This window comes from Vibrio sp. 10N.239.312.D08 (genome assembly GCF_041466145.1).
Classification (GTDB): domain Bacteria; phylum Pseudomonadota; class Gammaproteobacteria; order Enterobacterales; family Vibrionaceae; genus Vibrio; species Vibrio crassostreae_C.
On record NZ_JBFSSD010000014.1, the window covers coordinates 22,014 to 38,944 of the forward strand.

Below are 16,931 nucleotides of genomic sequence, written 5' to 3' on the forward strand. Positions count from 1 at the left end.
GTCTCCATTTTAAAAAGATATTAACAAGAAGAAAAAAATATTCAATGGCGGTTTTAAAATGAATAATAAAATTCCATATACAAGCTATTCAGGAAATTCAGAACACCTTTGCAAAAAAGGTGATGCAGTTGAATTTATTCAACCTTGGTACACGCCAATTTCCACTACGCCAGAAAACACTGGCATGGCGGTAGGCGGGATTGGTAACACATTTACACTGACGCCAAATGGTAACACACCGAACTTCAGTTTTATTCCAGGTATATTTGTTGATTGCTCAGAGCAAGTGGTTAATTTTAATGATTTTTATGCGTCGGTGATGGATGTACCAACCATCGACACGCTACAAGTCATTGATGAGCAAGAGCTGAGTGTTCACCTAAACTTCTATCCTGCTTTGTTTGATGGTAAGAAGATTGAAAGCTCAGAAATGTCGAATGCGATTAACCACATTCGCGCGGCATTGAAAAATGGTCACTTCTACCAAGATAATAAATCTAACTTTATAAAGTGGAACGTTGAGTTTTCAAATAAGACTAAATTATTGATTGAAGAAGATTCATCGTCGATTATTTGTCAATTATATGTCGCCTTGGATTTCTTTAATGGTTTATTAATTAATGACACAACGAGATTATTATCACTTACTGCGGGTGAAAATAATGATACAGGTAGTGTTAATGGTAGGGATATAGAATATCAAGCTTTATATCCATTGGCTGAATATAAATATAGTAGTTTCGATGATATTAAAATAAAGCGTAAGGTAGTCTCTCCGATCGTTAAAGAGGACAAACGACTGTGTTCTTTGCCTATGCACTGGAATCACTTTGAATTAACCAATGATTCATCGCAAACACGTGTGATTACGCTTGCTCAGCCGCTACAAAACTTGATTGGCTCAACCTATCAAAAAGGTCGTGATGGCATTCAAGATTCGGCGTGTACCTTGTCTCAAAACCCAATTGCTCAGCAGCATCAAACGGTTAACTTAAAGGGTGAAAGTCGTAGCTTTACGGGTGTTCAACTGACCAGCCAATCGCCTTATCAAAGCGATATTGAAGGTGAAGTGGTGTTTGGTGTTCAAGCGGATAATCAACTGACAGAATCTGGCAAGGTTTCGATTTCTGTCAAGCCAACGCTTTATAGCTCTAAGACAGCGGAACAAACAGAGTTCGCACTGAAAACAGGCCGTACCAACGCTGAATTCCAAACAGGAATTTACACAGGGCGTGAAGCGTTGAGCGCATTGGTTGTGGTTCAGGTTGAATTGGAAGCGGGTGAGTCTGTTGATCTGCGTTTTGCTCAAGTGATGGCTCACAGCAAAGTCATGCTTAATGGCTGGCATTCAGACAAGGCTTACACGCAATTCTACCCGCAAACGCAACCGGCTCTGCCTATGTTAGAAGACATGTTGCCAAAACTCGAAACCATTGAGCAACAGATCGTCGCGCAACAAACGGCCTTCTTAGAGCAAGCTCAACGCAAAATTTCACAGCCTGAATCGGCACTGCGCTATGCGACGATGGCGATGAATTCATTGTCTTTCCTAGCCGAATCAACGGTATGGGATAAAGAAGATAAGTTCCTAGTGAAAGAGTGTGTTGATTACCCATTCTTTAACTCTCTGGATGTGTATTTCTACGGCTCATTCTCTCTGCTTTACTTGCTGCCAGAGCTTGATGGCTGCGTGATGAAAGAGTTCTCGAAAGCTATTTTGGCCGAAGACTTTACCGAGCGCCGATACTGGGAATACGAAGCGACACCGAATGCAGAATTGATTGATGACAAGTACCAAGGCGTACGTGCCATTCGAGGCGCGGTAATCCACGACTTGGGTAGCCCATTCGACATCCAGCCTGATGCTTACAGCTGGCACAACGTGAAAGAGTGGAAGGACTTGGCGCCGAAATACATTCTTATGGTGTACCGCCACTATCAAAAGACACAAGATATCTCGGTGGTTGAAGAGTGCTGGCAGGCTGTCACTGAGAGCATCGATTTCTTATCGAACTTGATTGCTGAGGGTGACGATTTACCACTAACCCGTGGCACAGACGATACCTTTGATAACCTCGCGTCTCACGGCATCTCTATTTACTGTGCGAGCCTGTGGGTTGCTGGCCTACAAGCAGCAAGCGAGCTTGCACAATTGATGGGTGAAAGCGAGCTAGCTAGCGGTTACTTAACGCGTTCGAAAAAGGCGTTAGCAACAGTTGAGCAAAGCTTGTGGGATGACAAAGAGGGTTACTACCACTTCTTCGTCACGCCCGTTCAAGCTAAGCATTTAACAGGTCTGGGCTACAAAGACTTGGACGCCTTAGGGCTTTCACTGACTGGCGATGCGATTGCCGATAAGAACATTCTCAATGAGTATCTCAATGAAACAGATACTTCAATCAGCATCAGCAAGGTGTCTCAAAGAGTCTCTAAGAAGCGATTATTGAGCGAGACCGCGCCACAAGCCTTTACGCAAGACTACTTAGATTTAGTACCTGATTCAGATAACAGCTTTGGCGATGCTTTATTGGCAGACAGCTACTTAAAGTTAATCGGACTAGAAGGTATTTTCCCACAAGAGAATATCAAACGCGCCCTAGATTATGTTTATAAGCACAACTTTGAGATCAATAGCCCTAAGCTTGGTGTCGCGAACATGACGCTGGCTGACGGTTCACCGCATGAAGCGTTCCAAGCGCAAGACGTGTGGATTGGCGTGCAGTTTAGTGTCGCGACAGCGTTGAGTCTGGCGGGTAAATCTCAGCAAGCGGAAACATTGATGGATACCGTGTATACCGCGCTGTATGACTATTCAAAAATTCCATTTGCAGCGCCAGAAGGGTTCAACTGCTCAGTCTCATTTGATGAGGAAGATCTTTCAGAATCTTTTAAATTGTCACAAATTGATGCGAAAAAGTGGCTTACTGCGCTTAAATTACAAAAGTGTGTGCTATCTGACGGTCGAGTGAGTCCTAACCTGACTAAAGACAGTGATAAATTTGTTAGTATGCTGCAAGGTGAAATATCAGCGGAGCAAGCCACCGCTCTTCACAAATGGTTACTGAGCACTGGATTGAAATATACCGCAGGTCGTTATTTCAGACCGGGAATGATTTTCGCCTACATGTATTAACTTAATGACACGAGTTTCAACAAAAGCAGTGGTATGCAGGTTGAAATCGGTGGGGAGCTTTCGGGCTTCCCAAATGTCACTGGATTAGGGTATCGAGATGCGCACTAAAACTAAAAAAACTACCGTATACGATGTAGCGAGGCTCGCCGGCGTTTCCCCAAGCACGGTTTCTCGTTTTCTTAATCGAACAACCTATGTGTCGGATGATAAAAGCCAGAATATCGAGCAGGCAATCAAAGACACCGGCTATAAACCGAATTTTCAAATGCAGGAAAACATTAATCGCCGTTCACTCACGATAGGCGTATTGGTGCAACACCCTGACAGCCCCTATACCAGTCGTATCCTCAACGACATGGAGAAAACCCTGATAGCTCAGGGTTATTCTTTGGTGATTGCGACAGGGCATTGGCAGAAAAAACTGGAATTACATGCACTGGAGTATCTGGCGAAAAGTAATGTTGATGGCATGATCATTGTGACCGGAAGCGTGAGTAAAGAAGATATCGCCAAATATGCACAAGACATCCCTGTCGTGGCGGTGGGGTATGACATCATTGATGACAACATCCGCACGATCAACATTGATAATGTGCTGGGCGGCTACATGGCGACCCTTCACTTACTGCAACAAGGGCACGTGAACATTGCTCATATCAAGGGTCTTTCAAGCCAACCTGATTCGGGAAGTCGCTTTGAAGGTTACAAGAAAGCACTTCAAGAGGCGGGGATTAAAGTGATGCCAAAGCTCGTCAAGCAAGGGGATTTCAGTAGTGAAACTGGCTATGAGAAAACCGTGGAATTAATTGAATCTAAGATTCATTTTTCTGCCCTGTTTGCCGCCAATGATCAAACGGCTTATGGGGCGATAAAGGCGCTCCACGATCACGGCTACAAGGTGCCAGAAGATGTGTCAGTGATTGGGTTTGATGACTTGCCAACGTCGAAGTATTTCACGCCAGCATTAACGACCTTAAGGCAGCCGATTGAAGAGATTGGCGAGGTGTGTGCTCAGTCGATCTTGAACTTGTTATCTGGCGAGCGGCATGAAGCTCGATTACCACCGATTGATTTAATCGTCAGAGAGTCGACTAAGTCTTTGTATCGATAGTGTGTAATGAAGCGATTTGATGACAGGGATTGATATTTCAAGATGAATTATTTCCCTTCAGAAACGAAAAATGTCGCATCCATGCGACATTTTTCTTTTGGCGGCCAAACCAGTTTTGCTATATCCATTCTAGATTTCAATCCATTCTACTCTTCATACTTGAAGCTGCAGCGTCGTTAACTGCCTAAGTTCACCCTAATCACATAGAACCCCTATGCTCATAGGGCTGAACTTATTTGTTGCCTAGCTGCAACTCCAATTATTTTGAGTATCGATAAATATTCAGAATGTACTTATAAGACGCTGTTAATGTTGATTAGTTCCCTTTATGCGGCATTTTTTTTCGATTTATCTTCTAAGTCGAATGACGCAGCGATTAATTTCTTGGTGTAGTTGTTTTTCGGCGCATTGAAAATCTCTTCTGCAGACCCTTCTTCCATTACTTCGCCCTTCTGCATCACCAGTACGCGATCCGACAGTGCTTTCACTACCGAGAGATCGTGGCTGATGAACAGGAAGCCGATATTGTGCTTGGCTTGAATGTCTTTCAACAGGTCGATTACTGTGAGTTGTACCGAGCGATCGAGTGCTGAAGTCGGTTCATCCAGCAAAATGAAAGAGGGCTCTAGAATCAGTGCGCGAGCAATCGCGATACGTTGTCTTTGCCCGCCAGAGAACTCATGTGGATAACGGTTTATTGAATTCGGCTCTAAGCGAACTTCAATCAATGCTTTGCGCGCTCTTTCTAAACGTTCTTGCTTGGATAGATGAGGTTGATGCACCGTTAAGCCTTCGGTGATGATTTCCCCAACTGTCATGCGTGGTGATAAAGAACCATAAGGATCTTGGAACACCATTTGGACATCTTTCTTGAGCTTGTGACGCTCTTTATCATTTAATAAGCTAACGTCTTGGCCTTTGTAAACAATACGTCCGGTACTCGGCAGCAAGCCGATTAATGCACGTCCAAGGGTTGATTTACCTGAACCAGATTCACCAACAATGCCTAGCGTTTCGCCTTGCTTAAGATTCAACGAAATGCCTTTTACGGCTTCGAAGTACTGGCTTTTACTCTTGATAAAGTGTGATTTCACCAAGAACTGAACTCGGATGTCGTCAGCACACAATAGTTCTGGGGCTGTCGCCTCAACAGGAACCTTAGCGCCTTTCGGAATCGAGTTAATCAGCATACGTGTGTAATCGTGTTTAGGGTTTTCGAACAAGGCTTGAGTGATCCCTTCTTCGACGAGTTCACCTTTACACATCACGAGTACGCGATCAGCAAAGTGTTTCACTACACCAAGGTCATGGGTGATGAACAAAATCGCCATGCCCATCTTGCTTTGAATCTCTTTGATTAAAGAGAGCACTTCCGCCTGAACTGTTACATCTAATGCTGTGGTTGGTTCATCAGCAATCAGAATGTCAGGTTCATTAATCAGTGCCATCGCGATCATGATGCGCTGTAACTGACCGCCCGAAAATTCATGCGGGTATTTGCTGTAAGCCTGCTCTGGCATAGGTAAGTGAACAAGCTCAAACAGCTCGAGCACTCGTTGTTTTGCCTCTGATTTTGATACCTTACGATGACACATAATGGCTTCAGCCACTTGCGTTCCCACTCGCAGGTATGGATTCAGTGATGTCATTGGCTCTTGGAATATCATGCCAATTCTGTCGCCGCGAATTGACTGCATTTCACGCTCGGTCTTTTCAAGTATCGACTGGCCCTCAAATTCTATTGCAGATTGAGCGTCAATAATCGCGTTATCAGGAAGCAAGCGCATAAGCGCGTTGGAAGACACAGATTTACCAGAACCTGATTCACCAACAATGGCCAAGGTTTCGCTGGATTTAAGGGTAAAGTTAACCTTTTTCACCGCATCAACGATTCCATCGTTGGTTTTGAAGCTAACGGAGAGGTTATTGACTTTAAGAAGAGCCCGGTCCGACATGATATATCCTTATCAATTTAAGACATTAGGTGAAGATTGAACTTCTGACGTTGTTTTAAGTTGCCCAAAATGGTGATGAGCACGTTGAATTTGTTCTAGTTCGAGCATCCAATGCGAACTGCGCTGAGCGCTGCAAAAAGCGATCAGGTGATTGAGCAAACCTTCGCTCTGCTTTTCTAATAACCCAAAGGTACGTTGAATCAGCTCAGTGTTCTCCAGAGAGATAAATTGCATCAGAGCGTAAGATTGATTCAAGGTATCGAAGGCTTGTTGATGCTGACCTAATCGGTTGAGTATCTCTGATTGAGCGACACTTGCATCTCTCAACCCGGCAAGCAGGCAGGCAAATTGGCAAGGCTTAATATCGCTTTGGTATGCTGCATCTTGGATGTGATGAGGAAGTGAGGTTAGAACATCACCATACAGGCGCTGTGCTTCAGGCCAGTGACCTTGTTCCATTAACTGTTCAGCTTTTAGGTAGTGCATCCAGCATCGTTCAATTTCCATATCCACATCCTCAATTTATAATATCAGAAAATGTTAATGATATTTATTATCAATTGCAAATTAAAATCATTCACATGTTAAGTTGGTGAATTAAATGACGAGCTATTCCTAAAAATGGCTTAAATTGTGTGTTATTTGTTCAGTTGAACAGCTGTGTAGCGTAAGTCACTAAATTTGTAGGAAATTACATCTACACTGATTTTATCTACACCCAAGTAATGAAGGACTAAGGAGGCGGCGATGGCGATGCAAAGACTCAATACAGAACAGCTGTATCAGGTAGCGGATTTAGATAAGCTACCATGTAAGTCGACCAAAGAACTGGCTCCAATTGACGAAATCGTCGGGCAGGAACGGGCACAAAAAGCCGTTGAGTTCGCGATGTCAATCAAGGAAAAGGGTTACAACATTTATGCGATAGGGCGAAATGGTCTGGGTAAACGCACCATGATCTTGCGCTATCTGAACCGTCACCCTCAAGAAGTGCAGGAGCTTTTTGATTGGTGTTATATCGCGAACTTTGAAGATATTCGTACACCTAAGGTACTGAAATTGCCGCGTGGTGTTGGCAGCAGCTTAAAGCAAGATATTGAAAAATTGATGCGTAAACTGCTGAAAGGTATGCCTCTAGCGTTTGATAACGAGATGTACTTTAGCCGTGCTGACAGGCTTAAAAACCAATTAGCAGCTAAGCAACAAGCCGCGTTAGAAAGCATTAGCCAAGAAGCGAAAGACAAGGGCATTAGCCTGACGATCACCACTCAGGGTGATTACCAGTTTGTGGCAATGAATGGCGATGATCTTCATACCGAAGAGAGCTTTGATCTGCTTTCGCCGGAAGAGCAAGATCAATTCGATAAAACCATTGATGGATTGGAAGTCGGCCTACGAACCATTTCTCGTGAGTTGACGGAACTTGAAGAGACGTACACTGAGAAAATTCAAAAGCTGAATGATGATACGGCGCGAGATGTGATCACGCACTTCATCAAGCAATTGAAGAAGGATTACAGCCAATATCCAGACATCAAAAAGTACCTAACGGCACTGCGTAAAGACATTGTCGACAACGCTGACATCTTCTTAGAAGAGAGCACGGAGCAAGCAGAAGTTGCAACGGCCTCTTTGGATAAGAAAATGCCGCGTCGCTACAAGGTTAATGTGATTGTGAGCCAAAAGGAGGAGACTCTGCCGATCGTGGTGGAAGAGAATCCAAATTATCACTCTCTGTTTGGCTATGTAGAAACGGCGACGTTTAAGGGTACTGTCTTTACTGACTTCTCATTGATTCGCGCAGGTAGCTTACACAGAGCCAACGGTGGCGTATTACTGATGGATGCGGTGAAGGTACTTGAGCAGCCGTACGTTTGGGAAGGCTTGAAACGAGCACTGCGTTCACGTCAATTGAGCTTCACTTCATTAGAGAAAGAGGTGACCTTAACGGGCGCGGTATCGCTTGATCCAGAGCCGATTCCATTGGACGTCAAGATCATCCTGTTTGGCGACTACCGAACTTACCAACTGCTGCAACACTACGATGCAGAGTTTGGTGAACTGTTCCGTGTAACGGCCGATTTTGAAGATGAGATGAAGCGTACTCCCGATTCTGAAATGCACTACGCGCGCTTTATTTCGAGTATCGTGCACGACAACAATATGCTGCATTGTGATCGCAAAGCGATTGCTCGCATTATTGAGCACAGCTCTCGTCAGGCGGGTGACCAAGGCAAATTGTCTCTTCACTCGGCACACATTGCTAATCTGCTTCGTGAGTCAAACTACGTGGCGAGAGGTTCAAAGTCGAACCTGATTCGTGCAACGCACGTTGACCAAGCGTTATCTAACCAACAGATGCGTGTCGGACGACTGCAAGACAGCGTGATGGAAACCTTCACTAACGGCACAACGCTAATCCATGTTGATGGTCAAGCGGTTGGGCAAGTGAATGCGCTGTCTGTACTCAGCACGACGGATCATATGTTTGGTGCGCCGAACCGAATCACGGCAACCACCGCTTACGGTGATGGTGAAGTGATTGATATTGAAAGAAACGTAGACCTAGGTGGCAGTATTCACTCAAAAGGCGTGATGATCTTGTCGGCTTACCTTTCTTCCGTATTTGGTAAGACAGCCAAAGTCCCGCTCACCACTAACATCACCTTCGAGCAATCGTATGGTGGCGTCGATGGTGACAGTGCGAGTATGGCCGAGTTCTGTGCGGTTGTATCAGCGTTCTCTAAGCAACCAAACCGTCAAGATATCGCAATTACAGGCTCGATGAACCAGTTTGGTGAGTCTCAGCCAATTGGTGGTGTGAACGAGAAAATTGAAGGTTTCTTTGATGTGTGTGAAATCAAAGGGCGTTCAAACGAACAAGGGGTGATCATCCCGCGTTCAAATGTTCACAACCTGATGCTACGCAGCGATATCGTGAAAGCGGTTGAAAAGGGCGAGTTTAATATCTGGGCGATTGACCATGTAACAGAAGCAATTGAGCTGTTCACAGGCAAAGCCGCAGGTGAGGCGAGTGATGAGGGTAGTTATCCAATTGATACTATATTTGGTATCGCCCAAGCTAAACTGAACGCACTGCGCAAATAGTTTGAATATCTAGATAGCTAAACAAATAAACAAACAGCCAAAACGCAAAAGCCATCGATTCTAGAGTCGATGGTTTTTTTGTTGGTTGAGGTTTAGTTTGCCAGTGAACTAATTGTAGTTGGTCAGCTTGCTGTATTCGGTGAAAGTCGCGTGTTAAAAGGCGTTACCCATTTCGTAAGCAAAGCTTGGTGCCATCGAACTTCAGTTTTGCCAACAAGTGTTTGGCGTTAGCTCGGCCAATATCATCAAATTCGACACCGTATCGAGCGTAGTGTGTCGATTTCTGTAGATTGCAGACGATGCCTCGCAATGGCGGAATCAGTGGTCCGTTGTAGTTCTCAGGGGTTATCTCAATAGACACGCGATCGGCAATCTGAATAGCACGAGAGGTTGGTGAGGTAACGAAACGACAACCACTTTTCGATAAGTCTCTTATCTCACAGTTTGCTCGCTGGTCGTTGAAGATGATTCTTGAAGCCAGATTCACTTCATAGCGTGTTTCTTTACGTAGCTGTGTCACTTGCATCGTGCTTGGTGTAGACAGCACTAGAATAGGGAAGGGTTCACCAATCTTATGGTGAATTTGGCTTCTAAAGTGGATAAGCGCGCCTTCACCTCGTAGAGAATACGCACGAGCGGTCATCCAAAAACCTTCTTGAAAGAAAAAGTTCAGATCTTCATTGGATACCTCGGGAACCTCAACCACAATACAGTTATCACTGTGCGTTCCGATAAACTTGGTGGTGGCGAGAAACTTCGTGCCAACGGGAGTCGAGACATTTAATGTCAGCTCACTGCCGTGCTCAATCATGGCCAGTGCATCAGTGCTATTGATAGTGGAAACGGTGCGATTACGAGGGTCTTGAAGTGCCTGATTATGCTCCAAAGGCTTCTTCAGGGGTGCGTTCATTATATGTTCTCCATGCGCCAACATGCGTCTGTTAGTTATACTGGTAACTTGCTAACAAGGGGTTATTACGTGCTAGATTTAGTGGACGTACTCACATAGATTTATAGAGTGCCTTTTATCATTGCTGATTTTATATTAAGCCGATTGCACTGAATTATTTGCTGTGTTTGTAAGTACTTAGTTTTATTTATATGCACTTGCGCTAGTCTATTACAAGGAACTCATACTTCAAACTTTTATTGTTTGTCGTATCAATTATTTGCAGGAGTTGAGAATGCAGGCAGTAAAATGGGATCAAGAAGTGAACCAGATCACGGTAGAGTTAGAACCCAACCAGTTCGCGGTCGTTAAGTATCAAAAGGACGGAGATGTACTACATATCACGTCGACACGCATTCCTGATGAACTGCAAGGCAAGGGCTTTGGGAAGGTGATGATGGAATCGGTATTGCCTGAAATTGAACAAGCGGGCTTCAAAATTGTGCCGGTTTGTAGCTATGTGGTTCACTACATGAATAGGCAGCCACAGTGGTCACACCTTCTATCCGATAAAGCATAACAACGAGTAATATGTCTCAATCAATATCGTCGAATAATCGAGCTCAACCTGAAGCGGGTTCAAGTCAAAATCAGCCAGAGCTTTATCAAAATGAGCTTTATCAAAAAATAGCGACCTCGCTGGGTTGTCATGAAGGGTTTGATGTCCAAGTGATTCAACGCCTATGGGGTGGATACGGCGAGTTAGTTCGCTTAGTCTTTTCTCAAGAAAGCAGTGCGGAACTCAAGAGTGTGATTGTTAAACATGTCGCGTTGCCAGATAAAGCTGAACACCCAAAGGGTTGGAATACCAAACTCTCTCACCAACGAAAGGTACACTCTTACCAAGTGGAAACAGCTTGGTATCAGTCATTCACCCAACAATGGGATGAGCGCTGCCCTGTACCTGTTGGGCTGCAATGTGAACTAGAAGAGAATGAGTGGCTGATTGTGATGCAAGACTTAGCGGATATAGGTTTTCCGTTAACCTCTCATTTTGATGTTCTTGCTGCTTCTGACTATCAGGCACCTAGTTACACACGAGAAGAGCAAAAACAACGCGATGCTTGCCTTAAATGGCTCGCTAACTTTCACGCAAAGCATATCAATATCAATCAAGAGCAGTTGTCATCATTGTGGCAAGTCGGTACTTATTGGCATCTAGATACACGTCCTGATGAGCTCAATGCCTTGGCTGATTTACCATTGAAGAATCAAGCCAAGCACATCGACCGTTTACTCAAAGAGTGTCCATATCAAACCTTAGTCCATGGCGATGCCAAGCTCGCCAATTTTTGTTTTGATTCTGAAAGCGAGCGAGCAGCTGCGGTCGATTTCCAATATGTGGGTTACGGCTGTGCGATGAAAGACGTCGCCTTGTTCATGAGCTGCGCGATTAGGCCACAAGATTGCGCAGAGCTTGAATCAGAAGTACTAGATGCTTACTTCCACTACTTGAAAGAGGCATTGGCGTACTATCAGCCACACCTTTCATTTGATGAGGTAGAAGCAGCATGGCGACCAATGTTTTACGTGGCGTGGGCCGATTTCCAACGTTTCGTAAAAGGCTGGAGCCCAGAGCATTGGAAGATTAACCCTTATACTGAGCAGTTGACCTTACGAGTGCTCACTCAATTAGATGAACAGGAGTCCGTCAATGTTCGATAGAACCGCGAGCTGGAAAACGCCGCAAAACTTTTTATTACTGATTTCGATTGTTGTACCGATCGCGTTTTCGAGCTGGATGGCTTTACTTAATAACTTCGTGATTGAGAAGGCGAACTTTGATGGTGCGGATATTGGCTTGCTGCAAAGTGTGCGTGAGATCCCGGGTTTCTTAGCGTTTACCGTAGTGTTTGTGTTGGCATTCATTCGTGAGCAACGCTTCATGTTGATATCGCTGGCGATGCTCACTGTAGGCACCGCGATTACGGGTCTGTTCCCCTCACTCACTGGATTGTTGCTGACTACCATTTTAATGTCGACGGGCTTTCACTATTTTGAAACGCTGAAGCAGTCTTTGTCACTACAATGGTTGAGTAAAGAAGAAGCACCAGAGATGTTAGGTAAGATGATCTCCGTTGGCGCGTTGGCATCTTTAATCACTTATGGCTCTATTTGGGTGATGTTAGAGCAACTCAAACTCGACTTTGCTTGGGTGTATGGCATCACTGGCGGAATTGGTTTGGTTTTAGTTTTGGTGATGACCTTTGGTTTCCCTGAATTTCAGACTAAGACCCAACAAAATAAGAAACTGGTATTGAGAAAGCGTTACTGGCTCTACTACGCACTAACGTTTATGAGTGGTGCAAGAAGACAAATCTTCACCGTGTTTGCAGGCTTTCTGATGGTAGAGAAATTCGGTTACTCGGCAGCTGACATAACGCTATTGTTCTTAATCAACTACCTATTTAACTTCTTGTTCGCAAAACGTATTGGTCGATTTATTGGTGTGGTGGGTGAGCGTAAGGCGCTGATTTTCGAGTATGTCGGTTTGATTGGTGTATTTGTCGGTTATGGCTTAGTGCAAAACGCAGAGTGGGCGGCAGCACTTTACGTGGTCGATCATTTGTTCTTTGCATTGGCACTAGCGATCAAAACTTACTTTCAGAAAATTGCAGATCCGGCTGACATGGCATCAACCGCTGGTGTCTCTTTCACCATCAATCATATTGCAGCGGTCGTTATTCCAGTGGTGTTTGGTGTGATTTGGTTGTCTTCTCCTGCAACGGTTTTCTATATTGGTGCAGTGATGGCCGTGGTTTCTCTAGCGCTATCTTTAAACATTCCGAAGAAACCTGAAGAGGGCCACGAAGTGCGAATGTTTAGCTGGCGCTAATGTTGGTCTCGATATTATGAAATAAGCAAAAAGCTCCAATAGTGATATTGGAGCTTTTTGTTTATGTGGGATATGTATATCTAATCCGCAAAATAGGTTTCACGCGGATCAGTTTCTTACGGTTTTTAATTCGGTACGCAGCTTGAAAATTCCCTTTGGTGCCTTGGTGAGTAAAATGCCGCAAAGCAGGGGGATCATCATAAACAATGATTGTTCAGACAGAACTTCACCGTTGACGTAACAAGATATTAGCAGCGCTACTACCGGGAAAATCAAAAAGCAGATAGACGCTTGGAAAGGGGTCGAAACCTGTCCTAATTTGAAGTAAGCCACAACGCCGCCAACACTCGCGACAAAGCCTAGGTAAACCACGGCTGAGATTGAATCCCCAGTGAAGGATTCAACATTCACGTTTTCACCTACAGCTGAAACAGCGAATAAGAATAAAGCAGCAATCAGGCTCGGTACGGCGTTGTAGGTTAGTACTTCAATACCTTTGCAGTGCTTTTGAACCAGCACATACATAACTGCGTGAATCGCAACAGCAAGGCCTAAGCAAACCGTGCCAATTAGGTAGTCATCGCCACCCATCTGCATTTCGTTGCCAAGGATTAAACATAGGCTCACAACAGCAGTAATCAAACCGAATATCTGGTGCTTCGCCAGTCGTAGACCTAAGAATAAGCCAGACATCAGCATCACAACCACAGGCATGTTGGCGAAGATGATCGACGCTAAACCTGAAGAGATGTATTGCTCGCCATAGATCATCAACGTAAACGGAATCGCGAAATACATCAGCGCAACAATAAGCAGCCATTGGCGCTTACCTTTAGGGAACAGCAGTGGTTGGTTGAAGACTTTCGCTAATACCGCAAGCAGAGGTGCTGCAAGTAAAAAGCGTAACGCAGTAGCAAAAATAGGTGGGATAGAATGCAATGCTACTTCCATAGCGAACCAAGTGGTTCCCCAAATTAAGCAAACAGAGACAAAAAGCAAGATAGTTAGAGACTTCGAATTCATGGTGACTACTCATTAATAATTATTTTAAATCATAAGCTTGTGGCGCCTTAACGACGTGGCACAGTATAGAAAGGTAGTCGGAGAAAAGTTTTGTCTTTTTATCTCTAATTGAAATGAAATATAGAAATTAAATCTCTAATGTAATCTTTTTTAATAATTTATTTTCACAAAGGCAGGGTGAGTTAAAGTTATTGTTCTTTTTGAGGGGTTGGTGGGAGATAGAAGGTTGAAATTGAGGCCGAAGTGAGAACATTATTTAAGGTGATTGTTTTATTCTTGATTGGTACTAAAGACTTAGTACGAGGCAAAAAGCCCCTTTATTTAATCAGACTATAAAGGGGTGAGAGCTACCACACGAAACGGTAAACTAAAAACGAAGGTTGAAGCCTAGCTCAACGATGCCATCAGAACGGGTACGGTCACTTGGACTAACGCGCTTTTGACCGAATGTATATTTCACATACGGTTCCACCCATTTGGGTTTCAGCGTAAAAGTGACGTCTTGGCTGTTGTAATAACCTTTTGACCCCGTTAATTGGCGGTCATGACTGAATGAATAAGCAAAGTTCATAAACTGTGTGGGAGAGTAACTGGTCCCAATGGTACTTTTCCATTCTCGGCTCGCATCACTTAAATCGAATAAAGGGAATTTTCGCCATTCATGGGATGTGTTACCAAATACCATTATGTTGTTGGTTAGAGCTGTTCCGCTGAATAAGCCAATATCATAAATATCAAAAAAATCGGTACGACCATAGCTGATGAAAGCTTCTGTGTAGTAATCACCTAGCATTACGCCATAGCCTGTACCTAGTTCTAAATATCCTTCAGAATCTATTTCTGCACTGATGTTCACTTCTTCAGTTGCTTGAATTACGCCGGATACTGTACCTATCCAGTTGTCTCCAGCTTTAGCTGTTTGAAAACTTAAACTCGGCTCGTGGTAGCTTAATGTTTGTAATTGATGGTCGTTTGCATATATGGCGAAGGGCATCAATAAAGTGATCAATAGTCGTTTCATCGTGTTCTCAACTCTCAAATAAAAAGGAGCCGCTAATAAGCGGCTCCTTTGCTTTTATATTTATTATTTTTTATTAGCTGCGGTTAGCGCGGTCTTTTACTGCTTGTTTAATTTGCTGACGTTGCTCTTGAGAAAGAGATTGAATCTTACCTTTTAACTCTTGCTTCTGGATATCTGAAAGGCCTCTTACTTTATCCTGTGCCGTGTTTTTAATATCATCAATACTTTGTTTCTTGCCGGTCAACAGGTAGTAACCTAGAGAGTATGGAGCTTTCCCTAATTCATCGACTTCAATAGCAATGATGTGTAGCATCTTAGCTGTATTTTCTGGTGACTGCTTAGCCCAAGCTAACGTAGAGTCTTTTTGAGTTTGCCATAGAGCCCTGCGAGCGTCGTCATTAATAACGTCACCACTTTGGTTTACTAAGAACACAGTAACAAGAGCTTTTTGCTCATCAATGGATAGTAATTCAGCTGCTTGTTTATAAGCGTCCATAGTTGCTTTTGAAACTGTTTTTGTTCCTTCTGGCCCAACAATTACACCACCAGTTACGCCATTATCTTTGATCTCGACTTCAGTACCATCTAGAAGAGTGACAGTAAGAGTATTGCCATCGAGGTCATAACCAATAGTTGGTAATTCGTTAGACGCTTCACCTTCAATAGGGTTTATTGGAGCTGGACGTTCAATTGGGTTCTCAATATTTGGTTTGCCAGTTATTGCAGCGAAAAGGCGTCCATCGTCATTACGGAACGTAATTTCTGCGCCATTTTCTAAGCTTACAACAAAACCGAGCTCTTGCATTTCAGCGTGAGCGATAACTTCGCCATCCATATTAGTGATTGTTCCATCAGCATTGAGCACAGCTCCGCTATCTGAACTTGGGTGGTATAAAACACCATCTTTTAAAATCAGTGTCTCACCGTTGTCTAGAGTAATGATAGTTGTGCCTAAAACGTCATCTATATCACCGTAAGTAGGCGCGGAATCAGGGCCTTCGTGTTCATGACCGTGGCCAAAAACAGTAGCGATTAAACGGCCGTCTTCATGGCGAATAATAATTTCTTCACCGCGAGGAGTATTGAATGTTAAATGTGTAATTTGACCATCAGTACGATGAGTTTCTACCGTGATCCCAGTGCTTTCACCAGACATCGTTAGCACTTCACCATCTACGATTTTGTGAGTTGGTTTAGCATCTGAACCGTTGATGTTAAGGTAATAAGCATCCTCTCCTTGGATGACCCACATGTAGTTACCGTTGTCACCTTCGATAAGCGCTACAGGCATTCCAAGGTCGTCTACAATCATGTAATTAGCAAAGAATTCATTGCCAGCAGAAGGTCCCCATTCGTCATCACCAAATTCTGGGTCTAACACTGAACCTTCGATGATCAATCGGCCATTTTCAACAGCTAATGTATATGATTTATCGTTGATATAAACGGTCGCAACACTATTGTCTGTAACCACTGTGCCAACGATATCGCCATTCGCGTCGACAACAACATCACCTTGGATAGTGAATACTTCACCATTTACAGCTACTACAGCGTTACCTTCACCATCTCCAATCACTACAGCATTGTTACCTTCATCGCCGATGATATATGCTGTTCGTAGTTCTTCGTTGTAAATAACATCAGCAACGCCAACCTGTGGTTCAGGACTTGTACCGTTATCGCTGCTACCAGAAGAAGAACAGCCAGCAAGGAATGTCGCTGCGATAGCAGTGCTTAGTAGTTTTAGTTTCATGGTTTACTCTCAAATAATTGTATAGGAACAAGGTTTGCT

12 protein-coding genes are annotated in these 16,931 nt (G+C 43.9%); 6 read left to right on the forward strand and 6 right to left on the reverse strand.

Annotated elements, in window-relative coordinates:
* The first annotated feature begins 58 nt into the window (after positions 1-58).
* Together AB6D58_RS09715 and AB6D58_RS09720 are read left to right on the forward strand one after the other, a co-directional pair.
* A complete protein-coding gene (locus AB6D58_RS09715; protein WP_372157145.1) occupies positions 59-3,133 on the forward strand; it encodes a GH116 family glycosyl hydrolase in 3,075 nt (1,024 codons plus the stop codon).
* Positions 3,134-3,230: 97 nt separating this feature from the next.
* The gene (locus AB6D58_RS09720; RefSeq protein WP_372157147.1) at positions 3,231-4,244 is read left to right on the forward strand and encodes a LacI family DNA-binding transcriptional regulator; all 1,014 of its coding nucleotides are present in this window, start codon (positions 3,231-3,233) and stop codon (positions 4,242-4,244) included.
* Positions 4,245-4,570: 326 nt separating this feature from the next.
* On the opposite strand, the gene AB6D58_RS09725 is transcribed toward AB6D58_RS09720, so the two are convergent.
* Together AB6D58_RS09725 and AB6D58_RS09730 are read right to left on the reverse strand one after the other, a co-directional pair.
* Positions 4,571-6,199: an ABC transporter ATP-binding protein gene (locus AB6D58_RS09725; protein WP_372157149.1), complete on the reverse strand. Its 1,629-nt coding sequence runs from the start codon at positions 6,197-6,199 to the stop codon at positions 4,571-4,573.
* 12 nt (positions 6,200-6,211) lie between these two features.
* Complete coding sequence (locus AB6D58_RS09730) at positions 6,212-6,706, reverse strand: hypothetical protein (protein WP_017068585.1); 495 nt, start codon at positions 6,704-6,706, stop codon at positions 6,212-6,214.
* Between the two features lie 240 nt (positions 6,707-6,946).
* Between AB6D58_RS09730 and AB6D58_RS09735 the strand changes: the two genes are divergently transcribed.
* Positions 6,947-9,307, forward strand: coding sequence for a Lon protease family protein (locus AB6D58_RS09735; RefSeq protein ID WP_372151734.1), 2,361 nt, complete (start codon positions 6,947-6,949; stop codon positions 9,305-9,307).
* A gap of 163 nt (positions 9,308-9,470) precedes the next feature.
* On the opposite strand, the gene AB6D58_RS09740 is transcribed toward AB6D58_RS09735, so the two are convergent.
* Positions 9,471-10,217 carry a flagellar brake protein gene (locus tag AB6D58_RS09740; protein WP_017065025.1) on the reverse strand — a complete coding sequence of 249 codons (747 nt, stop codon included), beginning with the start codon at positions 10,215-10,217 and terminating at the stop codon, positions 9,471-9,473.
* A gap of 274 nt (positions 10,218-10,491) precedes the next feature.
* Between AB6D58_RS09740 and AB6D58_RS09745 the strand changes: the two genes are divergently transcribed.
* From AB6D58_RS09745 to AB6D58_RS09755, 3 genes are read left to right on the forward strand one after another with little or no spacing between them, the layout of a single operon-like run.
* Positions 10,492-10,776 carry a GNAT family N-acetyltransferase gene (locus tag AB6D58_RS09745; protein WP_004732803.1) on the forward strand — a complete coding sequence of 95 codons (285 nt, stop codon included), beginning with the start codon at positions 10,492-10,494 and terminating at the stop codon, positions 10,774-10,776.
* An 11-nt stretch (positions 10,777-10,787) separates the two neighbouring features.
* Positions 10,788-11,921: a phosphotransferase gene (locus AB6D58_RS09750; RefSeq protein ID WP_372157151.1), complete on the forward strand. Its 1,134-nt coding sequence runs from the start codon at positions 10,788-10,790 to the stop codon at positions 11,919-11,921.
* Entirely contained in the window at positions 11,911-13,092 is a 1,182-nt protein-coding gene (locus AB6D58_RS09755; RefSeq protein WP_372157153.1) for an MFS transporter, read from the forward strand. The genes AB6D58_RS09750 and AB6D58_RS09755 overlap by 11 nt, the downstream gene beginning before the upstream one ends.
* A gap of 108 nt (positions 13,093-13,200) precedes the next feature.
* Here the strand turns inward: AB6D58_RS09755 and AB6D58_RS09760 are convergent, their stop codons facing one another.
* The 3 genes from AB6D58_RS09760 to AB6D58_RS09770 form a co-directional block, all read right to left on the reverse strand.
* Positions 13,201-14,115, reverse strand: coding sequence for a DMT family transporter (locus tag AB6D58_RS09760; protein WP_372151738.1), 915 nt, complete (start codon positions 14,113-14,115; stop codon positions 13,201-13,203).
* A gap of 367 nt (positions 14,116-14,482) precedes the next feature.
* The gene (locus AB6D58_RS09765) at positions 14,483-15,136 is read right to left on the reverse strand and encodes a hypothetical protein (RefSeq protein WP_372126507.1); all 654 of its coding nucleotides are present in this window, start codon (positions 15,134-15,136) and stop codon (positions 14,483-14,485) included.
* 73 nt (positions 15,137-15,209) lie between these two features.
* Positions 15,210-16,892, reverse strand: coding sequence for a hypothetical protein (locus AB6D58_RS09770; protein ID WP_372102155.1), 1,683 nt, complete (start codon positions 16,890-16,892; stop codon positions 15,210-15,212).
* Positions 16,893-16,931 lie beyond the last annotated feature (39 nt).